Origin of the sequence: Sphingomonas palmae (assembly GCF_900109565.1) — a bacterium.
Taxonomy (GTDB): Bacteria; Pseudomonadota; Alphaproteobacteria; order Sphingomonadales; family Sphingomonadaceae; genus Sphingomonas; species Sphingomonas palmae.
In genome coordinates this window covers 210,434-231,735 of record NZ_FNZZ01000003.1, presented here as the reverse complement: position 1 = coordinate 231,735, position 21,302 = coordinate 210,434, and the positions used below count along the sequence as shown (strand labels likewise).

Below are 21,302 nucleotides of genomic sequence, written 5' to 3'. Positions count from 1 at the left end.
ATTCCACCTATGTCATGAAAATAAATCAGTAAGCGCGCTCGCCGACGACGTTCCCAGGGGGCGAGTACCGGCATACGAGGAAGTCGTCCCTCGCGTTCGCCGCCAGCGCGCAGCCGACCGCGCGCGTGCCGCGCCACACGATCTGCGTGTAATGCGCCACATCGCCCGCGCGCCCGGTGCGGCTGAACCCCGGCGTCGGTGCGTTGACGAAATCGCGACGCTCCGCCAGCCACAGGTCGATCATCTCGGCGTAGGAATAAGCGCCGCGCGTGCCGGTGAACAAATTCTCGCCCTGCCCGTGTTGGTCGGCATGCGCGAAGCGGCCGCTCTGCGCCATCTGCCCGGCATAGGCGCGCGCGTCACGCCCAAGCGCCTCGTCCCACATCAGCGGCGCCAGCCCGAGTTCGGCACGCGCCGCATTGTGGCGCGAGAGCATGACGCGCTTGAGCAGCGCGCCTCCCCGCTCGGCCGGCGCGCTGCGCGTCATCGGCTCCACCACCCGCTCGGGCGCGGGTGCACTGTTCCCGGCAGAACACGCCGACAACAGCAGGGCGAGCAGCGCAGCGTGGCGTTTCGGCGTCATCGCCGCCATATGGGCGCGGCATGACGCCCGACAATCCTGCTACCTCCTTAATGAGCGAGGACGAACCGCTCGCGCTCTACGTCCACTGGCCGTTCTGCGTCTCCAAATGCCCTTATTGCGACTTCAACAGCCACGTGCGCGAGACCGTCGACCAGGCACGCTGGCGTGACGCCTTGCTGCTCGATCTCGCCTACGAGGTCGCTGCGCTGCCTGGACGCCGGCTCGGCTCGATCTTCTTCGGCGGCGGCACGCCCTCGCTGATGCCACCCGCGACCGTTGCCGCGATCATCGATACTGCGACCGCCGCCTGGACGCCCGAGGACGACCTCGAGATCACGCTGGAGGCGAACCCGTCGTCGGTCGAGGCGGCGCGCTTCGCCGATCTCGCCGCCGCCGGCGTCAACCGCGTCTCGCTCGGCTTGCAGGCGCTCGACGACCGCGCGCTCCACTTTCTCGGGCGCGCGCACGATGTGGCGGAGGGTCTCGGCGCACTCGAGACTGCTCAAGCCAATTTCGCGCGCGTCAGCTTCGACCTGATCTATGCCCGCCCCGACCAGCCAATCGACGCGTGGGAGGCCGAGCTGCGCCGCGCGCTCGCGTTCGGCACCGAACACCTGTCGCTCTACCAGCTAACGATCGAACCCGGCACGCGCTTCGCGACCGAGGCCGCGGCCGGTCGCCTCGTCATCCCCGACGCGGACACCGCCGCCGACCTGTTCGAACTCACCCGCGCGATCACCGCCGACGCGGGCATCCCCGCCTACGAGGTGTCGAACCACGCGCGCACCGGCGCGGAGAGCCGCCACAATCTCGCCTACTGGCGCTACCGCGATTACGCCGGCGTCGGTCCGGGCGCACACGGTCGCCGAGGCAACCACGCGACGCAGCGCCGCCGCAAGCCGGAGAACTGGCTCACCGCCGTCGACCGCAACCGCCACGGCATTGAGGTCGAGGAGCCGCTCGCCCCCGGCACCCGCGCGTCGGAGGCGCTGCTGATGGGGCTGCGGCTGGCGGAAGGCGTCGACCTCGCCCGCATCACCCGCCGCACCGGATTGCCGATCGACGCGCTGATCGACCGCCGGGCGGTGGCGCAGCTACCCGATCTGATCCGGCTGAACGGCGATCACCTGACCGTCACGCCGGCGGGCATGCTGCTGCTCGACGCGATCCTGCCGCGCGTGGTGCGCGCCGACGAGGCGGCGGCGGCCTGATCCGGCCGCCGCGCTGTCCTTAATCGTCGAACCGCGTCGGCGCGGGCGAGACCGTCACCGTTGTGCCGCCGCGCACCTCCTGCACCTCCAGCGCGCGCTCGGCGACACCGTCGCGACCGAAGCGGAACGCGCCGTCGATTCCGGCGAAGCCGTCCGCGTCACGCAACCGGTTCTGCGGAAACGCGCTGCCGACGCGCCAGTCGCGCGAGATCCGCACCACCAGCAGCACCGCGTCGTAACCCAGGCTCGACAAGCGGTACGGCGCCGCGCTGAACCGCGCGCGGTAGTTCTGCGCGTACTGACGGTACAGATTGTTTGGCACGCTCGCGAACCATGCGCCGTTCAGCGCCGCCTGCGTCGCCACCGCGCGGTCGGAGTTCCACAATTCGGTGCCGAGCAGCCGTGTCGATGGGCTCGCGCGCTTGAGCAAGGGTGCCGCCACCGCCGCGGTGCTGCCGCCGTCCGCGATCATCACCGCGTCGAACGGCGCGTCCTTGTTCATCCGCGTCACCGCCTGCGCAACGGCCGACGGCGCACGATCATAGGTCTGCAGCGACACGACGCGCCCGCCTGCCTGCTCGACCGCGCGCAGGAACACGGTCGACGCGCGTGATCCGTACAGCGCGTTTGGCACCAGCCCACCAAAGTTCTGCACGCCCTGACTGCGCGCGAAGGCGACCACGCGCTCGATCGACTGGTTCGGCGCATAGCCCATCACATAGGTGCCGTTACCCGCGACGCTGACGTCGTTGGAAAAAGAGATCACCGGCACGCCCGCGCGCCTGGCGATCGGCGTCACCGCGCGCACGTCATCGGCGAGCAGCGGGCCGAGGATCAGCTGCGCGCCCTCCGCAATCGCGCGGTTCGCCGCCGCCGCCGCGCCGGTCGCGGTGTCATAGTTGGTGATCCGCACCTGCTGGCTGCGCGCATCGAGCAGCGCCAGCTGCGTCGCATTGGCGATGCTGCGCCCGACGCCCGCGTTGCTGCCCGACAGCGGCACCAGCAGCGCCACGCGGTTGCGTTCGGCATCCTGCGGCACGCCCGCGATGACGCCGCCCGTGTCCGAGCCACGTGACGGACGCGGCTTCTGCACCGGTGCGCGATCCGGCGCCGGCGTTGCACCGCGCGGGACCACCGTGGCGCAGGCGGACAACAACAACGCCGCCGCCAGCGCGACCAGTTTCGAAACCGCGCGTGTCGGTTGCGGCCCCCGCTTCGATTCTGCCATGACACCCCTCGTGGAACCTCTATCCCCCGGCCTGTACATCGTGGCGACGCCGATCGGCAATCTCGCTGACCTTTCCCCGCGCGCGGCCGACATCCTGTCGCGCGCCGACGCGGTCGCGGTCGAGGACACGCGCGTCACCGCGGGCCTTCTGCGCCACATCGGGGTCAAGCGCCCGATGATCCCCTATCACGACCATAATGCGGAAGGGATGCGCCCCGGGCTGATCGCGCGCATGGCGACCGAGGCGGTCGCGCTCGTCTCGGACGCGGGCACGCCGCTCATCTCCGATCCCGGCTACAAGCTGGTGCGCGACGCGCGCGCCGCGGGCCATGCGGTGGTGACAATCCCGGGTCCGTGCGCCGCGATCGCCGCGCTGACGCTCGCCGCACTGCCGACCGACCGCTTCCTGTTCCTCGGCTTTCTGCCCTCCAAGCAGCACGCCCGCGCCGAGGCGATCGCCGAAGTCGCCGCCGTGCGCGCTACGCTCGTTCTCTATGAGAGCGGCCCGCGCCTTTCCGCCTGCCTGTCCGCACTCGCCGAAGGTCTCGGCGACCGCGAGGCTGCCGTCGCGCGCGAGATCACCAAGAAGTTCGAGGAAGCCGTCACCGGCCGCCTCTCTACCCTCGCCGCACGCTACGCCGATGCGCCGCCCAAGGGTGAGATCGTCGTCGTCGTTGCCCCGCCCGAGCCACCCGCCCCGGCCAGCGCCGACGACGGCGATGCCGCGCTGGTCGAGGCGCTCACCCGCCTCCCCGCCGCGAAGGCAGCGGGCGAGGTTGCCCGAGCGCTCGGCCTCGACCGCAAGGCACTCTACGCCCGCGCGCTGGAGCTGAAGGGCGAACGCTAGCCGGCCGTCGCGACGCGCGCCGCGTTCACGACTTCTCGCATGTCCCCTGCGCGTCGAGTTGATTCAGGTCGGCAAAGAACCGCTCCAGCGCCGTGCCAAGTCGCTCCGTGCGCGCGGCGATCCCGCTCGCGTCGTGACCAAGCTGGTTCGATAGCTGATCGACCTTCGCCGCACCAACAGCGGCATCGGACACGCGCGACGCGATCAGGTCCAGATCGGCTGCCGTGCCCGCGACATTGTGGCTGATGATGCTACCCTGCTCGGTCTGCACGTCGATTTCATCGGCGAGCGTGGCCGATTGCTCCGCCAGCCGTACAACTATCGCACCAACGATCCGCAGGCTATCGCCAGCCTCTCCGGTCGCCGCCCGCATCCCCTCGACACGTCGGCCGATCTCGGTCGTCACGCGCGCAGCCTCAAGCGCCAACGCCTTGACCTCGTTCGCGACCACCGCAAAGCCGCGCCCCGCCGCTCCGGCACGCGCCGCCTCGATCGAGGCGTTCAACGCCAGCAGATCGGTCTGCCGCGCGATATCGCCGACCAGGTCGATCGCGGTCGCGACACGCTCACCGTCATCCGCCACGCGGCGCATCTGCTCGACCAGTGCGTCGACCTGCTCCGCCGCGGCGCGGCCCTCGCTCGCCGCGTCGCGTGTCGCCGTTCGCGATCGATCCAAGTCGGTCATGAAGTGATCGGTCGCCGCCGCGATGTCGGCAGCCCCTGTGGTCACGCGGCTGGTCGCCGCCTTGACCTGGTCAAGTTCGGCCCGCGTCGATGCCGACACGTCGGCAAGCGTCTTTGCCGCGATGTGCAGCGAGGCAGCGGCGGCGCGACTGTCGGCGAACGTCACCGCCGTATCGCGCTCCAGCACTTTAGCCGCAGCGGCCAATCGCCGATCGCGTACCGCCTGCACCTGATCGAGCGTGCGCTGCCCGCGCTCCGCCGCAAGCGCGCGTTCCAGCTGCGCGGCGTGCATCGCGCGCAGATCGTCCTGATGCCGGGCGGCGGCGCGGAATACCTCGATTGCGCGGGCCATACGTCCAATCTCGTCATCGCGGTCGCCGTGCGGCGTTGACCCTTCGGCTTCTCCCGCCGCCAGGCGGGTCATCGCATCCTCGATGTCGCGCAGCGGTTGTGACACCAGCCGCCGCACCACCACCAGCGTCACGGCCGCCGCGAAGATGAAGAGCAGCACGCTGGTGGCGAGACCCATCACGGTTTCGCGGCGTTCGATTGCGCGCGCGAGCGCCAGCTGCTCGTCGACCACCCGCGCCTGTTCGGACACCAGCCGGTCGGCCAGCTGCGATGCGCGGCGCTCGGCGGGGCGCACCTGCGCACGGAAACGGGTGAGCGCGTCCGCTCGCCGACCTTGGGTGGCGAGTGCGGCGGACTGGTGCAACAGCGCCATCACGGCTCGCTGCTCCGCGATAAAGGTCCTTCGTTCGCCGCCCGCGAAGTTTTTATCTGCGCCGAGACGTCGAAGCGCGCGCCCCATCTCGCGCAGTCGGCTCGTGACCTTGTCGGTGATGACGGCGCGTTCGGCCGGTACGGGCTCGACGATCAGATTGAGCGCATCGCGCTGCAGCGAACGGCTTAGCGACCGAATCTCGATCAACTCGACCCGGACCTTCTGCCGCGCCTCGACATTGCGATGCGCGGCCACGATCCGCTGTCGCGCCGCCGATCCTGCCAGTCCGAGGACAAGCACGACCAGCAGCATGATCGCGATCGGTGCCAGCAGCTTGGCCGCCAAGGTACGATGCCAGTGCAGGTGATCGCGCGTGAACATGTTGGGCCGGGTAGACGCGCGTTCTTAACTGCGTGTGACATGCCAGCCGGGCCGTGACACCCTGCGACGATCGATCGGCATCATCCGCCTTGCAGCCCACCAAGGTGTCGTGCACCCCTGTCGCATGTCCCGTCCCGCTCCCACCCGCTCTCCGGATCAGCGCCGCGCGGCGGAGACAAGCGGGCGGCGCGGTGAGCGACTGGCGGCATGGTGGCTGCGGTTGAAGGGCTGGCGCATTCTCGACCGCCGCGTGCGCACTCCCGCGGGCGAGGTCGACCTGGTTGCGCGACGCGGCGATCTAGTCGCCTTCGTCGAGGTAAAGATGCGCCGTACCGCCGCCGAGCTCGACCACGCGATCGACCAGCGCCGGCTCGCGCGCGTCGCGGCGGCGGCGGAGTTGCTGATGCCGCGCTACGCCGGGCCGGGCGACGACATTCGCGTCGACGTGATCCTGCTCGCCCCCGGCTCGCGCCCGCGCCACATCGAGAATGCCTGGATCGGCTAAGCCGGACGCCTTTCCTACACGGCCACACCATGCCTAGGTCGCCCATAACGGCCGCAAAGGTTGCGCCGCCCTCGCGCGCACATGCGTAGGGGTGTGACTTTAGTGACCTTCCACGCCTCACTCATCCACGCGGGTGACAATCGACCACCCCGCGCCTAGGTCGGCATGGATACGCTGTCCGGAGGAACCATGTCGCTCACCGTCGCTGTCCAGATGGACCCGCTCGACCAGATCAACGTCGCGGGCGACTCAACCTTCGCGCTGATGCTCTCCGCGCAGGCGCGCGGGCACCGCCTGTTCCATTACCAGGCGGAGGACCTCAACTGGTCGGACGGTCGGCTGTGGGCGAAGGCGCACCCGGTCACCGTACAGCCGCCGAGCACACCGGGCGCACGCGACCATTATTGCTTCGGCGATCCCGTCAGCCTCGACCTCGGCGACGAGGCAGACGCGGTGCTGATGCGGCAGGACCCGCCGTTCGACCTCGGCTACATCACCGCCACCCACCTACTCGAGCGGATCGCCGACCGCACGCTCGTCGTCAACGATCCCGCGAGCGTCCGCAACGCGCCCGAGAAGGTATTCGTGCTCGACTATGCGCGCTTCATGCCGCCGACGCTCGTCACCCGCAGCCTGGAGGAAGCGCGCGCGTTTCTCAGCCAGCATGGCCAGATCGTGGTCAAGCCGCTTCACGGCAACGGCGGCAAGGCAATCTTCAAGGTCGAGGAAAACGGCCTCAACCTGTCCGCCCTGTTCGAAATCTTCAACCAGACCTGGCGCGAACCGCACATGGTGCAGGCGTTCCTCCCCGACGTGGCGAAGGGCGACAAGCGGATCGTGCTGGTCGACGGCGAGGTCGCGGGCGCGATCAACCGCTTGCCCGGTGCGGGCGAGATCCGCTCCAACCTCGCGGTCGGCGGCTCGGCCGAGAAGACCGAACTCACGGCGCGCGAGCGCGAGATTTGTGACATCCTCGGCCCTGAGTTGAAGCGCCGCGGGCTGATCTTCGTCGGCATCGACGTGATCGGCGGCGAGTGGCTGACCGAGATCAACGTGACCTCGCCGACCGGGATCGTCGCGATCGAGCGGTTCGACGGCACCGATGTGGCCGGCATGATCTGGGACGCGATCGAGCGGCGGGTGGCGGAACGCTGACGCCGCGCGGCCGTTGCCCGACCGCATGACCGAACGCTGCCACCCGTGACCGACCTCATCCTCGACTGGATCGCCTGGGGCGGTTACCTCGGCATCTTCCTCCTGATGGCGCTGGAAAACATCTTTCCGCCGATCCCGTCGGAAGTCATCATGGGGCTGGGCGGGATCGCGGTCGCGCGCGGTCAGATGGCGATGGTGCCGCTGGTGCTGTGGGGCACCGCCGGCACCACGATCGGCAACTTGTTCTGGTACGAGGTCGGCCGGCGCTTGGGCTACGCGCGCTTCCGCCCCTTCGTCGAGCGGCATGGCCGCTGGCTGACGCTCGAGTGGGAAGACGTAGAGCGCATCCACACCTTCTTTCAGCGGCAGGGCGGCTGGGTGGTCTTCGTTTTCCGCTTTATGCCGACCTTCCGCACGCTAATCTCGCTGCCCGCCGGCATGACCGCCATGCCGTTGTGGCGCTTCATGTTGTGGACCTTTCTAGGCTCGGCGATCTGGAACGTGATCCTGGGCGGCGCGGGCTATTACCTCGGCACCCGCTACGCCGAGCTCGACAAATATGTCGGGCCGGTCGGCATCGTGCTGATGGTCGTCGCGGTGCTGGTCTACCTCTACCGCGTGTTCACCTGGCACCCGCGCGGTGGTTGAGGCGCGCTACAGGTCGAGGGCCCAGCCGTCGCGCCCCTTGGGATCGATCGGCTTGGTCGGCACGTAGCGCACCTCGCCGCCGCGCAGCCGCAGGATCGTCCAGTCGCCGCGCCGGTCGACTGCCTCCAGCACGCAACCGCACGCCTCAAACGCCGCGACCACTTCGGCACGCTGCGTTTCCAGCAGTCCAGCCAGCACGATCGCCGCGCCCGGTTCAGCGATCGCCGCCACCTCCGGCGCCATCGAGATCAGCGGCCCGGCCAGGATGTTGGCGATCACCAGATCATAGGGTGCATGGGTCGCGATCACATCGCTCAACGCGCCGTCCGCGACCACCAGCCGCAGCCCCGACACGCCGTTCGCCGCCGCATTTTGTTCGGTCACCACGATCGCTGCCGGATCGATGTCGGTCGCGGTGATCGCCGCCGCCGGCCACAGATGCTGTGCCGCGAAAGCGAGCAGGCCCGTGCCGGTGCCCAGATCGATCACGTTGTCGAACGTCTTATCCGCCAACCCGTCGAGCATCGCCAGACACCCCGCGGTCGTCGCATGGTGCCCGGTCCCGAACGCCTGCCCGGCGTCGATCAGGAACGCGCGGCCACCCTCGAGCGGCGCGATCGGGTGCGCGCTGGTGTGCACCACGAAGCGGCCCTCGCGGATCGGCTCGAGCCCCGCCTGGCTCATCGTCACCCAATCCTGCGCGGTCAGCGGCTCGATGACCGGCTTCGCGCCCGCCGCACTCGGCACCAGCGCGACAAGCGCCGCGATCATCGCGGCGTCGGGCTCGTGCTCGCAATAAGCGTCGAGCCGCCAGTGCTCGCGGTCGTCCTCGACCTCCTCGGTCGTCATCAGCACCGCGTCGATCGTCAGGTCGTCGGCGGCGTCGATCGCCTCGGCCTCGGCGCGGGTGCACGGCAGCGTGACGCGCCAGCTGTCAATCGTTTCAGCGGACATAGCTCGCCCCGTTCACGTCGATCACAGCGCCTGTCATCGATGCCGGCGCATCGATCGCGAGCCAGCGCGCAGTCTCCGCGACCTCCTCGGGCGATGCGACGCGGCCGAGCGGAATGTCGGCGAGAAGCTTGTCCCCGCCGCGGCTGGCGAGATAGTCCTCCGCCATCCCGGTCATCGTGAACCCCGGGCAGATCGCAAACGCCAGAATGCCCTCACCGGCATAACCCCGCGCGATCGTCTTGGTCATCGCCACCATACCGGCCTTCGACGCGGCATAATGCCAGTGCGCCGGGCTGTCGCCGCGATAGGCGGCGCGGCTGGCGACATTGACGATTCGCCCGCCATGTCCACTCTCCCGCCAGTGCAGGACAGCGCGACGGCACAGGATGGCGGAGGCGGTCAGATTGACCTGCATCGTCCGCTCCCACCCCGAAAGCCACGCGTCGTCCGCGCTGTCGAGCGGATTGGCCTCGAACACGCCGGCATTGTTGATCAGCACGTCGATGCGCCCGTCCAGCCGCTCGAGCGCGGTGTCCCACAATTGGTCTGGCGCTTTCGGATCGGCGAAGTCAGCGGGCACGCCGCTCGCGGTGCCATGTCCGACGACCTGATGGCCCGCACTCGTCAGCGCTTCGGCGATCGCCGCGCCGATGCCGCGGCTCGATCCGGTGAGAAGAATATTGCTCATTGACCGCGGCTGTACGGCGCCTCGCCGCGCGCAGCAACGCCGGGCGGGCGCCTCAGGCGACGCTGCGCGCGAACTCCTCCGCCGACCCGCGCAGCGCTTCCAGCCGGGCGCCAACGTGCGCGAACTCGTCCTGCAACGCGTCGATCTCGCTCGCCACACCCTCGGTGTCCGATCGGATCGCCGCGATCGTGTGCGACATCGAATCGGCGGCGAGCGCGGTCTCGTCGACCGCGGCGGTGATCGCGGTGACGGTATGCGCCTGTGCTTCCATCGCGTGGCGAATGCGCGTGGCCGAGTCCTGCACCTCCAGCACGGTGGTGCGGATTGAGGCGGAGGTATCGACCGTGGTGCGCGTCGCGGTCTGGATCGCCGCGATCTTGCCCGCGATATCGTCGGTGGCGCGCGCGGTCTGGTTGGCAAGGCTTTTCACCTCCTGCGCCACCACCGCGAAGCCGCGCCCGGCATCACCTGCGCGCGCCGCCTCGATCGTGGCGTTCAATGCAAGCAGATTGGTCTGTCCCGCGATGTCGCGGATCAGCCCCAGGATCGACTCGATCGACTTCGCATGCTCACTCAGCGCTTCGGAGACGCTGACCGCGTCGCCCGCCTGCCGCCCTGCCTTGGTCGCGATCTCGGCCGCGGCCTCCACCTCGACGCGGGCGTCCTCGATCGCGCGGATCAGCCCGGCCGCAGTCGATGCAGCATCACGCATCGCGACCGCCGATTGCTCGGCGGCGGCTGCGACTTCGCTCGCCTTGCCCAGCATGCCGCGCGCCGAGGCCGACGCGCCCGCCGCCTGCTGGCGCAGCCCGTCGCCGTTCTGCGTCGCCGCCTCGACCGTCACCGCGATGCCGTCACGAAATTCGACCGCCAGCCGGTCGCGCGCGACCTGCGCGCTATGCTCGCGATAGGCGTTGTAAAGTTCGACCGTGATTTCGCCCTCAAGAGCCGACAGCCGCATCAGCGTGTCGACCAGCTCGGCCAGCCGCGCGTCACCCTGCGGCACGCGGCTCATCAGGCTGTCGAGCGCGGCACGGTCGCTCGCGCTGATCATCGACAGTAGTGCCATTGGCGTCACGTCGGCGGCATAGGCCGACGCGACCGATCGCTCGATCGATTCGACCCAGGCGCGCTCGCGCGTGCGCAGGAAGCGGCTTTCGAGGAACGCGCAGCCGAGCTCGATCATTCGCTCGGTATCATGCGGCGCCCACACCTTGCCGCTCTCGAAACAGCGCAGCCATTGGTGCCAGTAAGCGGTCGAGATCGCTACCACGTCGGGCGCGATCGCCTCCCACGTCGTGCGGCTCATCGTCGCCAGCCGGCCATCGGCATCGAACACGCGGAACCGCGCGGCCAGATCCAGTTTCGCCGCGATCGAACCGGGTGTCGGCAGATCGGTCGGCACGGGGCGCTGCGTCATGAAGGTCATGGCCTTGCGTGTACCGCCAACCGGTTAATGCCGCGTTAGACGTGCCGGACGTGCCACCACCCTTGCATCGCGCGGCATGGCGGTTAAGGGCATGCAGTTGAAAGGAACCGACGTTGGCCAGCCGACCCGCCCCCCGATCCCGCCCGAGGAGCCCGCACCTCTTCACGGGCCCGATGCAATTCCACTACCGTTTCAGCCCCGCGATGCTGACCTCGATCACGCACCGTGCGACCGGCGCGGTGATGGCGACGGTGGGCGCGATCCTGCTGGTGTGGTTCCTCGCCGCGATCGCAGCGGGTGAGAGTGCGTATGCGACCTTCCGCGACGTGTTCACCACCTCGAACGGGCACCTGAACATCGTCGGCTACGTCGTCGGCATCGGGCTGACCTGGTCGGTGTTCCAGCACATGGCGAGCGGCATCCGCCACCTCGTGATGGACACGGGTGCGGCGTTCGAGCTCAAGACCAACCAGCTGTTCGCGCGAATGACCTTCGTCTTCTCGATCGTGATGACGATCCTGTTCTGGCTCTGGCTGGGGTTGAAGTAATGAGCACTGAACTCGGCCGCGTCCGCGGCTACGGCAGCGCGCACGAGGGCGTGCACCACTGGTGGCATCAAAAACTGACCGCTGGCACCAACCTGCTGCTGATGGTGTGGCTGCTCGCCTCGCTGGCGATGCTGCCGGCCTATGATTTCGCAACCGTCCGGCTGTGGCTCGGCTCGGCCTGGGCGGCGATCCCGATGCTGCTGCTGGTCGTCTCGGTCGTGTACCACTTCCGCCTGGGGCTGCAGGTCGCGATCGAGGATTACGCGCGGATGCAGAGCCGCTTTGTCGCGATTGTGCTGCTCAACGTCTACGCCGCCGCGATTGCCGGTGTCGCCATCTTCTCCATTCTCAAGATCGCCTTCGGAGCCGCGCAGTAATGGCTGCCTATCAGATCATCGACCATACCTATGACGCCGTCGTCGTCGGCGCGGGCGGCTCGGGCCTGCGCGCCACGATGGGCATCGCGGAAAGCGGTTTGAAGACCGCCTGCATCACCAAGGTGTTCCCGACGCGCAGCCACACCGTTGCCGCGCAGGGCGGCATCGCCGCCAGCCTCGGCAACAACTCACCCGACCATTGGTCGTGGCACATGTTCGACACGGTCAAGGGCTCCGACTGGCTCGGCGACCAGGACGCGATCGAGTATATGGTGCGCGAGGCACCGCAGGCGGTGTACGAGCTTGAGCACGCGGGTGTGCCGTTCAGCCGCAACGACAACGGCACGATCTACCAGCGTCCGTTCGGCGGTCACATGCAGAACATGGGCGAAGGTCCGCCGGTGCAGCGCACCTGCGCCGCCGCCGACCGTACCGGCCACGCGATGCTTCACGCGCTGTACCAGCAGTCGCTGAAGTACGACGCCGACTTCTACGTCGAATATTTCGCGCTCGACCTGATCATGGAAAACGGCGTCTGCCGCGGCGTGATCGCGCTGTGCATGGAAGACGGCTCGATCCACCGTTTCCGCGCGCACAATGTCGTGCTGGCGACTGGCGGCTACGGACGCTGCTATTTCTCCGCGACCTCGGCGCACACCTGCACCGGCGACGGCAACGCGATGGTGCTGCGCGCCGGCCTGCCCCTGCAGGACATGGAGTTCGTGCAGTTCCACCCGACCGGCATCTACGGCGCGGGCGTGCTCATCACCGAGGGCGCGCGCGGCGAAGGCGGCTACCTCACCAACTCCGAGGGTGAGCGCTTCATGGAGCGCTATGCGCCGAGCGCGAAAGACCTCGCCAGCCGCGACGTCGTCGCGCGCTCGATGGCGGCGGAGATGCGCGAAGGTCGCGGTGTCGGCCCGAACGGCGACCACATCTACCTTCACCTCGATCACATCGATCCCAAGGTGCTGCACGAGCGGCTGCCCGGCATCACCGAGACGGGCAAGATCTTCGCCGGCGTCGACCTGACTCGCCAGCCGCTGCCCGTGACGCCGACGGTTCACTACAACATGGGCGGCATCCCGACCAACTATCACGGTGAGGTCGTCAACCTTCGCGACGGCAACCCCGACGCGGTCGTACCAGGCCTGTTCGCGGTCGGCGAGGCGGCGTGCGTCTCAGTCCACGGCGCCAACCGCCTCGGCTCGAACAGCCTGATCGATTTGGTCGTGTTCGGCCGCGCGACGGGTCTGCGGATCAAGGATATCCTCAAGCCCAACACGACGCACAATCCGCTGCCGAAGGGGTCGGAGGAGATGGCGCTGACCCGCCTCGACACGTTCCGCAACGCCGCCGGCTCGACGCCGACCGCGCATATCCGTCGCGAGATGCAGCAGACGATGCAGAAGCATTGCGCGGTGTTCCGCGACACCGCGCTGCTTGCCGAGGGTGTCGAGAAGATCGATCAGGTCTATTCCTCAATCGGCGACGTGTCGGTCAAGGACCGCTCGCTGATCTGGAACACCGACTTGGTCGAGACGCTCGAGCTCGACAATCTGCTGTCGCAGGCGGTCGTCACGATGCGCTCGGCCGACAATCGCAAGGAGTCGCGCGGCGCGCACATGCACGAGGACTTCCCCGATCGCGACGACGCGAATTGGATGAAGCACACGATCGCCACGTTCGACGGCTGGGGCGGCAAGGGTGGACAGGTCGCGATCGACTATCGCCCGGTCCACGATTACTCGCTGACCGACGATATCGAGTACATCAAGCCGAAGAAGCGCGTGTACTAAGACGCCGATTACGGTCGAACTTACGAGAACCCGTCGGACGGCATCCGGCGGGTTTCTTGTTGGATCACGCCGCGCGGCGCCGCTGCCACCACAGCCCTGCCCCGGCCACTATCGCGCCGATTGCCAGCGTCGCCGCCGGATGCCGCGCCACCGACGTATAGACGCTGAAACCCTTTCCCGTCTGATCACGCGATTGCTCCACGCCGTCATGCGCCGGAGCAAACAGATTGTCCGGGCGCGGCTGATTGCGCGTTGGATCGATGAACAGTGCGGAACCCAGCGCCGCCACGCGGTCGAACAAGGCGGGCGCGTGTTGCGCGAACAGCACCTGCGCCTTGCCCGCGCCGCCCACCGTCACGCCGCGCGTCGGGCGGGTCGCAGCGTCGAGGATCGCCCCTGCCACCAACGGGGGATCGTACACCAGCGGCGGAATGCGCGCCTTGCCGCCGACGTGGTTGCGCGCGTGCTCGGCGACCGGCGTGTCGATCCCCGACGGCTGGATCAGCGAAACCGAGATCGGCGCGCTGTCCTGCAACAACTCAGCGCGCAGCGTATCGATATAGCCTTTCACCGCGTGCTTGCTGGCGGCATAGGCGCCCATCAGAGGGCTCGGCATTCCGGCGGCGATCGAGGCGACGGTGATCAGCGCGCCGCCATGCTCGCGCAGCAGCGGCACCGCCGCGGCACAGCCGTTGACGACACCGAAGTAATTGGTGCGGAACAGCTGTTCGTGCTCGTCGACCGGCGTGTCGAGCAGTCTGGCATAAATCGCGACGCCGGCATTGTTGACCCAGGTGTCGACGTGTCCAAACCGCGCCACCGCATGCCGCGCGACGCGCTGCACCGCCTCGGGGTCGCCGACGTCGGCAGCGACCGCATAGGCCTCCCCACCCGCCTGTTCGATCTCCGCCACGATCTCGCCCAACGCGTTTTCGTCACGCGCGACCAGCACCAGCTGCGCGCCGCGGGTTGCGGCAAGCCGCGCGGTGACCAAGCCGATCCCTGACGAGGCACCGGTGATGACGATCACCTGTTGATCAAGCGGCTTCAACTTCAATGACATAGGCGGGCATCCTCTCGCATGTGCAGCAGAGCGAACCTGACGGACGAGCGTTCCCGCGCAAGCGCCGGACAGGCGGACCGCGGGAGCGTAGCGCGATCCGCTCTTGACGAGCCATGCGCCGTGCCGGCTAATCTGCGCGCAGGGGACCTTGGCCATGCGCATGTTTCTGCCGCTCGTCATTGCATCGATCGCGACCGTCGCGACTGCGCAATCCTACCAGCCCGTTCGACACACCCTCCCCGCCCCGGTGTTCGCCGGCGGCGACAACGAAACGCAGGTCCAGGCCGACATGGGGATCGATGTCGAACGCGACCGGCCCGCACGATGGCGGCTCGACGAACACCGCCGGCTCGACCGCGCGCTCGCCGCGGTCCGGCCGCAGCGGCCGGGCGTGGTTGACGCGTTCGTGATCGTCGCCGCGCTCGACAGCGATCCCGTCTTCGGGCGCGAGGCACGCGAGGCCGCGCGGGTGCTCGCGCACCGCTACCATGCCGACGGCCACGTCATCCTGCTCGCCGGCAGCGACGGCACGCGCGACAGCGAACTGGCAATGGGCAGCCCCGGCAACCTCGACCTCGCGCTCGCGCGCGTTGCCGAGGTGATGGACCCGGCGGAGGACGTGCTGATCCTCTACACCACCAGCCACGGCGCGCCGTTCGGGCTTTACTATAACGACGGTGATCAGGGCTATGGCGCGGTGTCCCCTGCCCGCTTGTGGAACCAGCTGTCGACGCTCGGCGTCCGCAATCGCCTGCTGCTGCTCAGCGCCTGCTATTCGGGTGTGTTCGTGCCGATGCTGTCGTCGGACACGACCGCGATCGTGACGGCCGCGGCGGCGGATCGCCCGTCGTTCGGCTGTCAGGCCGATAACGACTGGACCTTCTTCGGTGATGCGCTGGTCAACACCGCGCTCAGAAAACCACAACCACTCGCCAGCGCGGCCACGGAGGCGCAGACGCTGATCGCAGGATGGGAGCGTGCCTCGTCGCTCGACCCTTCACGGCCGCAGGTGTCGATCGGTGCCGGCGCGAGGACCTGGCTCGCCGCACTGGAGCGCGATCTGCCCACCGCGACCCCGCGCGCTGGCCGGCCCGCGATTGCCTTGCTCCAGGTTAAATAGGCAAAGAAGCGGCGGAACCTTGCGCAGCGCGTGACGCTAAGCGCGCCATGAACCAGCCCAGCACCCCCGCAACGACGCCCAGCAACGCAAACAATTACCCGCTGCTCGCGCGTCCGCACATCCAGCTCTACGGCACCGTTGACGATCAGATGTATGCCAAATTCCTCGACGGCCTCGCCGCCGCGCCCGCGGAAGGTCCGCTGGTGGTGTCGATCACAACGCTGGGCGGCGATCCTGAAATGGCGCGCGCGATGGGCGACTCGATCCGCCTGTTGCGCGAGTATACCGGCCGCGAGACGCTGTTCCTCGGCAAGGTCGCGGTCTATTCCGCCGGCGCGACCTTCATGTCGGCCTTCCCCGCCGACAAGCGCTTCCTGACCAAGAACTCGCGGCTGATGATCCACGAGCGGCTGATGAATTCGACGGTCGAACTGTCCGGCCCGCTCAACACGTTGTCGCCCGTGCTCAACGCCAAGCTTAACGAGATCGAGGATTCGATCCGCATCCAGGACGAGGGCTTCGCCGATCTCGTCCGCGGTACGCAGGTGACACTGGAGGAGTTGAAGCAGCGCGCGCCGCACAATTGGTACATCGAGGCGAGCCACGCGCGCGACCTGGGCCTGGTGCTCGACATCATCTGACCCTGCGCAAATGGTGGCAGACGCGGGCGCGGCGTATTATATCTTGAGCCTTGGCGCGCCCGCGCTAGGAGTGATGCAGGCTCGTTTGCGGCTGCGGCCGCGATCGGGTAACTGAGCAGACAGCGATCGTGACGTGCCTCGCCTGCGATCCTGCCACCAGATGAGTAAGAGACGCGCATGGCCGAGTTCACCCTGCCCAAGAACAGCCGGATCAAGGGCGGCAGCAAGCACCCCTCGCCGCAGCCCGGCGGCAAGATGCGCAACTTCAAGATATACCGCTACGATCCGGACTCGGGCGAGAACCCGCGCTTCGACACGTTCGAGGTCAACACCGACGAGTGCGGGCCGATGGTGCTCGACGCGCTGATCAAGATCAAGGGCGAGCAGGACTCCTCGCTTACCTTCCGCCGGTCGTGTCGGGAGGGCATCTGCGGCTCGTGCTCGATGAACATCGACGGGCGCAACGGCCTCGCCTGCACCACCGCGATCGAGGACGTGAAGGGCGAGGTGAAGATCACCCCCCTGCCCGCGATGGACGTGGTCAAGGACCTGGTGCCCGACTTCACGCGCTTCTACGCGCAATATGCCTCGATTACGCCGTGGCTGCAGACCGTCACCCCGCCGCCCTCGGGCAAGGAGCGGTTGCAGAGCCCGGAGGAGCGCGCGAAGCTCGACGGGCTGTACGAGTGCATCCTGTGCGCATGCTGCTCGACCTCGTGCCCGAGCTATTGGTGGAATTCCGACAAGTTTTTGGGGCCGGCGATCCTGCTCCAGGCCTATCGCTGGCTCGCCGACAGTCGTGACGAGATGACGGGCGAGCGGCTCGATGCGTTGGAGGATCCATTCCGCCTGTATCGCTGCCACACGATCATGAATTGCGCCAACGTCTGCCCCAAGGGCCTCTCGCCCGCGAAGGCGATTGCCGAAATCAAGAAGATGGAGGTCGAGCGGATCGTCTGATCCGCCAGCCGCTTCACGCCACTGTTCATGCCGGTCCTGCCGCGGCGCGTGCCTGAACACGTTTCCGCCGCCGGCACGACTGGATCAGCATGGACCGTAGCGACCACAGCGACGCCGCACCCTCGCGCGCCTTCCTCTTCGACGAACATCCCGACCATCCGGGCTGGATGCACTGGCGCTTCCGCGACGATACCCGCTTCAACTCGTTTCTAGGCGACGTGATCGTTCGGCAGGAAGACGCGCTCGCCCGCGTTCGCATGATGCCGGAACATCGCCACTCGAACTTCGGCAACAACGTTCACGGCGGCGCGCTGCTCGGCTTCATCGACGTCGCGCTGTTCGCGGCACTCCGCAGTTTCGGTGTGCTCTCGGCCGGGCCAGCGGTGACGCTCGACCTCAACACCCACTTCATCGGCGCGGGGCGCGTCGGCGAACCGCTGGAAGCGCAGGTCGAAATCTTGCGTGAGACACGCCGCCTGATCTTCGTACGCGGGCTGCTCGTGCAACTCGACATGACCATCGCCGAATTCTCCGGCACCATCCGCAAGCCGAGCGCCGGCTGATGGCAGGTGTCCGCGCCGCCTACGATGCGCTGATCGCCGCGGACGAGCTCCGCCCCGATACCGAGCAGGCCGCGGCCGCCGACCGCCTCGACGCGCTTGCGAACGAGTTGGAGCATCCTCGGACCACCGGATTATTCCGGAAACGGGTGGTTCCGGCAAAGGGTGTTTACCTGTGGGGCGATGTGGGCCGCGGCAAGTCGATGCTGATGGACCTGTTCTTCGATCACGTCGACGTGCCCGCGAAGCGCCGGGTCCATTTCGCCGAGTTCATGATCGAGGTTCACGGCCGCATTGCGGTCGAGCGTCGCAAGGAAGCGGGCGATCCGATCCTGCCCGTCGCCCGAGCGCTCGCTGAGGACGCCCGCCTGCTCGCGTTTGACGAGATGATGGTGACCAACTCGCCCGACGCGATGATCCTGTCGCGGCTGTTCACCGCGATGATCGAGGCGGGGGTGACGATCGTCACCACCAGCAACCGCGCGCCGGGCGAGCTCTACAGAAACGGGCTTAATCGTGAACATTTCCTGCCCTTCATCGCACTCATCGGCGAGCGGCTCGACGTGTTGGCACTCAACGGCCCGGTCGATTACCGCCGTGACCGGCTGGGTCAGCAGGACACGTGGCTCGTGCCCAACGGCGCGGAGGCGACGCGGCAGCTTTCCGACGCGTTCTTTCGGCTGACCGACTATCCGTCCGAGGATCGCGAGCACGTGCCGAGCGAGGAGCTGTCGGTGCAGGGCCGCACGCTCCACGTGCCCAAGGCGTTGAAGGGTGTCGCGGTATTCAGCTTCAAGCGGCTGTGCGGCGAGGCGCGCGGACCAGGGGACTATCTCTGCATCGCGCGGCGCTATCACACCGTCATTCTCGTCGGCATTCCGCAGCTCGGTCCCGACATGCGCAACGAAGCGGCGCGCTTCGTCAGCCTGATCGACGCGTTGTACGAGTACAAGGTCAAGCTGCTCGCCGCCGCCGACGCGCAGCCCGACCAGCTCTATCCTGTCGGCGACGGACGGTTCGAGTTCGAACGCACGGTGAGCCGCTTGGAAGAGATGCGGTCGGAGGACTATCTGGCACAGGGACACGGCCAGGGATAACGCCTATCGATATTGCGAACCGTTATCAGTACAATCTGGTAACAAGGCCTTTTGCGGGTTGTCGCGCGCCGCCAAAGGGCGTAGGCGACCTAACCATCCACCGTAACGACGAGAGGGGATGGAATGGCCCGCAAGAAGATCGCGCTGATCGGCGCCGGCAATATCGGCGGCACGCTCGCGCACCTGGCTGCGCTCAAGGGTTTGGGTGACATCGTTCTCTTCGACGTCGTCGAAGGCGTGCCGCAGGGCAAGGCGCTCGACCTGTCGCAGTGCGGGCCGGTCGAAGGCTTCGATGCCAAGATCACCGGCTCCAACGATTACGCCGACATCGCCGGCGCGGACGTCATCATCGTCACCGCGGGTGTCGCGCGCAAGCCCGGCATGAGCCGCGACGACCTGCTCGGCATCAACCTGAAGGTGATGAAGGCGGTCGGCGAGGGCATCAAGAACAACGCCCCCGACGCGTTCGTCATCTGCATCACCAATCCGCTCGACGCAATGGTGTGGGCGCTGCGCGAATTCTCCGGCCTGCCGCACAACAAGGTCGTCGGCATGGCAGGCGTGCTCGACAGCGCCCGCTTCTCGCACTTCCTCGCCGACGAGTTCGGCGTGTCGGTGAAGGACGTGAACACCTTCGTGCTCGGCGGTCACGGCGACACGATGGTGCCGGTGCTCGAATATTCGACCGTCAGCGGCATTCCGGTCAGCGATCTGATCGAGATGGGCTTCTCCACCAAGGAGAAGGTCGACGAGATCATCAAGCGCACGCGCGGCGGCGGCGGTGAGATCGTCGCGCTTTTGAAGACCGGCTCGGCCTATTACGCCCCCGCGACCAGCGGCATCGCGATGGCGGAGGCGTATCTCTACGATCAGAAGCGCATTCTGCCAGCCGCCGCGAACCTGTCGGGTGAGTACGGCATCGACAACCTCTACGTCGGCGTTCCCGTCGTGATCGGCGCGAACGGCGTCGAGAAGATCGTCGAGGTGAAGCTCTCCGACGAGGCGAAGCAGAACCTCCAGGTATCGGTCGACGCGGTCAAGGAACTGCTGACCGCGTGCCGCGGCATCGACAACACGCTCGCCTGAACGGCTGACGAAAAGGACCCCCGATGAGCATCCTCGTCGACAAGAATACCAAGGTCATCACGCAAGGGATGACCGGCAACACCGGCAGCTTCCATACGCAGGCGGCACTCGACTACGGTACGCAGATGGTCGGCGGCGTGACGCCGGGCAAAGGCGGAACCGAGCACCTCGGTCTGCCGATCTACAACACGGTGCACGAGGCCGTCGCCGCCACCGGCGCGACCGCCAGCGCGGTGTACGTGCCGCCGCCCTTCGCCGCGGACTCGATCCTTGAGGCGATCGACGCCGAGGTGCCACTGATCGTCTGCATCACCGAAGGCATTCCGGTACTCGATATGGTCCGCGTCAAGCGCGCGCTGTCGGGTTCGAAGTCGCGGCTGATCGGCCCGAACTGCCCCGGCGTGCTGACGCCGGGCGAGTGCAAGATCGGCATCATGCCGGGCAACATCTTCCGTAAAGGCTCGGTCGGCGTCGTCAGCCGCTCGGGCACGCTCACCTACGAGGCGGTGTTCCAGACCTCGAACGCCGGCCTGGGCCAGACCACCGCGGTCGGCATCGGCGGCGATCCGGTCAACGGCACCAACTTCATCGACGTGCTGGAGCTGTTCCTCGCTGACGACGCGACCGAGTCGATCATCATGATCGGCGAGATCGGCGGCGACGCCGAGGAGCAGGCGGCACAGTTCCTGAAGGACGAGGCGAAGCGCGGTCGCAAGAAGCCGATGGCCGGCTTCATCGCGGGCCGCACCGCGCCTCCGGGCCGTCGCATGGGCCACGCCGGCGCGATCGTGTCGGGCGGCAAGGGCGACGCCGAGAGCAAGATCGCGGCGATGGAAGCGGCCGGCATCAAGGTTGCGGCAAGCCCGAGCGAGCTCGGCTCGACGCTGCTCGAGGTGCTGAAGGGTTGAGGCGCTGTCGTCCGTTCGCGGGCGACACGTGAATGACGGACGGGCGCTTGTAACCGGGGCCACCCGCGCTCGTCCGATTGCCGCCTTCGAGGCGGCCGGCCCCACC

22 protein-coding genes are annotated in these 21,302 nt (G+C 67.7%); 15 read left to right on the top strand and 7 right to left on the bottom strand.

The features are described from left to right. Positions 1–25 precede the first annotated feature (25 nt). Positions 26–592, bottom strand: a complete 567-nt coding sequence (locus BMW51_RS08995; protein ID WP_093005598.1) for a CAP domain-containing protein — start codon at positions 590–592, stop codon at positions 26–28. Positions 593–603: 11 nt separating this feature from the next. Between BMW51_RS08995 and hemW the strand changes: the two genes are divergently transcribed. After that, the gene (gene hemW / locus BMW51_RS08990; RefSeq protein ID WP_093005596.1) at positions 604–1,794 is read left to right on the top strand and encodes a radical SAM family heme chaperone HemW; all 1,191 of its coding nucleotides are present in this window, start codon (positions 604–606) and stop codon (positions 1,792–1,794) included. A 19-nt stretch (positions 1,795–1,813) separates the two neighbouring features. Here hemW and BMW51_RS08985 read toward each other — a convergent pair whose 3' ends face one another. Then, the gene (locus BMW51_RS08985) at positions 1,814–3,022 is read right to left on the bottom strand and encodes a penicillin-binding protein activator (protein ID WP_093005594.1); all 1,209 of its coding nucleotides are present in this window, start codon (positions 3,020–3,022) and stop codon (positions 1,814–1,816) included. On the opposite strand from BMW51_RS08985, the gene rsmI reads away from it, so the two are divergent. Beyond that, positions 3,021–3,869, top strand: a complete 849-nt coding sequence (gene rsmI, locus BMW51_RS08980) for a 16S rRNA (cytidine(1402)-2'-O)-methyltransferase (protein WP_093005592.1) — start codon at positions 3,021–3,023, stop codon at positions 3,867–3,869. The two genes, BMW51_RS08985 and rsmI, sit on opposite strands and share 2 nt — an antisense overlap. A gap of 25 nt (positions 3,870–3,894) precedes the next feature. Here the strand turns inward: rsmI and BMW51_RS16340 are convergent, their stop codons facing one another. After that, entirely contained in the window at positions 3,895–5,658 is a 1,764-nt protein-coding gene (locus BMW51_RS16340; RefSeq protein ID WP_093005590.1) for a methyl-accepting chemotaxis protein, read from the bottom strand. Between the two features lie 124 nt (positions 5,659–5,782). On the opposite strand from BMW51_RS16340, the gene BMW51_RS08970 reads away from it, so the two are divergent. From BMW51_RS08970 to BMW51_RS08960, 3 genes are all read left to right on the top strand, one after another. Beyond that, complete coding sequence (locus BMW51_RS08970; protein ID WP_093005588.1) at positions 5,783–6,163, top strand: YraN family protein; 381 nt, start codon at positions 5,783–5,785, stop codon at positions 6,161–6,163. A 189-nt stretch (positions 6,164–6,352) separates the two neighbouring features. Continuing rightward, a complete protein-coding gene (gshB, locus tag BMW51_RS08965; RefSeq protein WP_093005991.1) occupies positions 6,353–7,318 on the top strand; it encodes a glutathione synthase in 966 nt (321 codons plus the stop codon). A 45-nt stretch (positions 7,319–7,363) separates the two neighbouring features. Next, positions 7,364–7,966, top strand: coding sequence for a DedA family protein (locus tag BMW51_RS08960; RefSeq protein WP_093005587.1), 603 nt, complete (start codon positions 7,364–7,366; stop codon positions 7,964–7,966). A 6-nt stretch (positions 7,967–7,972) separates the two neighbouring features. On the opposite strand, the gene BMW51_RS08955 is transcribed toward BMW51_RS08960, so the two are convergent. The 3 genes from BMW51_RS08955 to BMW51_RS08945 are packed head-to-tail and all read right to left on the bottom strand — an operon-like array spanning position 7,973 to position 11,037. Further along, entirely contained in the window at positions 7,973–8,920 is a 948-nt protein-coding gene (locus tag BMW51_RS08955) for a 50S ribosomal protein L11 methyltransferase (protein ID WP_093005585.1), read from the bottom strand. After that, positions 8,910–9,608, bottom strand: a complete 699-nt coding sequence (locus BMW51_RS08950) for an SDR family NAD(P)-dependent oxidoreductase (RefSeq protein WP_093005583.1) — start codon at positions 9,606–9,608, stop codon at positions 8,910–8,912. The genes BMW51_RS08955 and BMW51_RS08950 overlap by 11 nt, the downstream gene beginning before the upstream one ends. 52 nt (positions 9,609–9,660) lie before the next feature. Continuing rightward, positions 9,661–11,037 (bottom strand): methyl-accepting chemotaxis protein, encoded by a 1,377-nt coding sequence (locus tag BMW51_RS08945; RefSeq protein ID WP_093005581.1) that lies wholly within the window; start codon positions 11,035–11,037, stop codon positions 9,661–9,663. A gap of 113 nt (positions 11,038–11,150) precedes the next feature. On the opposite strand from BMW51_RS08945, the gene sdhC reads away from it, so the two are divergent. From sdhC to sdhA, 3 genes are read left to right on the top strand one after another with little or no spacing between them, the layout of a single operon-like run. Next, positions 11,151–11,585 (top strand): succinate dehydrogenase, cytochrome b556 subunit, encoded by a 435-nt coding sequence (gene sdhC, locus BMW51_RS08940; RefSeq protein ID WP_093005579.1) that lies wholly within the window; start codon positions 11,151–11,153, stop codon positions 11,583–11,585. Next, on the top strand, positions 11,585–11,962 hold the full coding sequence (gene sdhD / locus BMW51_RS08935; RefSeq protein WP_093005577.1) for a succinate dehydrogenase, hydrophobic membrane anchor protein: 378 nt from the start codon (positions 11,585–11,587) through the stop codon (positions 11,960–11,962). The genes sdhC and sdhD overlap by 1 nt, the downstream gene beginning before the upstream one ends. Continuing rightward, positions 11,962–13,761 (top strand): succinate dehydrogenase flavoprotein subunit, encoded by a 1,800-nt coding sequence (gene sdhA / locus BMW51_RS08930; RefSeq protein WP_093005575.1) that lies wholly within the window; start codon positions 11,962–11,964, stop codon positions 13,759–13,761. Before sdhD ends, sdhA begins: the two co-directional genes overlap by 1 nt. Positions 13,762–13,825: 64 nt before the next feature. Here sdhA and BMW51_RS08925 read toward each other — a convergent pair whose 3' ends face one another. Next, entirely contained in the window at positions 13,826–14,824 is a 999-nt protein-coding gene (locus tag BMW51_RS08925) for an SDR family oxidoreductase (protein ID WP_093005573.1), read from the bottom strand. A 154-nt stretch (positions 14,825–14,978) separates the two neighbouring features. Here BMW51_RS08925 and BMW51_RS08920 point away from each other — a divergent pair, with 154 nt between their 5' ends. The 7 genes from BMW51_RS08920 (at position 14,979) to sucD (ending at position 21,196) form a co-directional block, all read left to right on the top strand. Continuing rightward, positions 14,979–15,944: a C13 family peptidase gene (locus BMW51_RS08920; protein ID WP_093005571.1), complete on the top strand. Its 966-nt coding sequence runs from the start codon at positions 14,979–14,981 to the stop codon at positions 15,942–15,944. A 47-nt stretch (positions 15,945–15,991) separates the two neighbouring features. Beyond that, entirely contained in the window at positions 15,992–16,585 is a 594-nt protein-coding gene (locus BMW51_RS08915) for an ATP-dependent Clp protease proteolytic subunit (protein ID WP_093005569.1), read from the top strand. A gap of 177 nt (positions 16,586–16,762) precedes the next feature. Then, complete coding sequence (locus tag BMW51_RS08910; protein ID WP_093005567.1) at positions 16,763–17,545, top strand: succinate dehydrogenase iron-sulfur subunit; 783 nt, start codon at positions 16,763–16,765, stop codon at positions 17,543–17,545. Between the two features lie 89 nt (positions 17,546–17,634). Beyond that, positions 17,635–18,108 carry a PaaI family thioesterase gene (locus BMW51_RS08905; RefSeq protein WP_093005565.1) on the top strand — a complete coding sequence of 158 codons (474 nt, stop codon included), beginning with the start codon at positions 17,635–17,637 and terminating at the stop codon, positions 18,106–18,108. Next, entirely contained in the window at positions 18,108–19,202 is a 1,095-nt protein-coding gene (gene zapE / locus BMW51_RS08900; protein WP_093005563.1) for a cell division protein ZapE, read from the top strand. Before BMW51_RS08905 ends, zapE begins: the two co-directional genes overlap by 1 nt. Positions 19,203–19,325: 123 nt before the next feature. Next, entirely contained in the window at positions 19,326–20,288 is a 963-nt protein-coding gene (mdh, locus tag BMW51_RS08895; RefSeq protein ID WP_093005561.1) for a malate dehydrogenase, read from the top strand. Between the two features lie 23 nt (positions 20,289–20,311). Next, a complete protein-coding gene (gene sucD, locus BMW51_RS08890) occupies positions 20,312–21,196 on the top strand; it encodes a succinate--CoA ligase subunit alpha (protein ID WP_019515918.1) in 885 nt (294 codons plus the stop codon). Positions 21,197–21,302 lie beyond the last annotated feature (106 nt).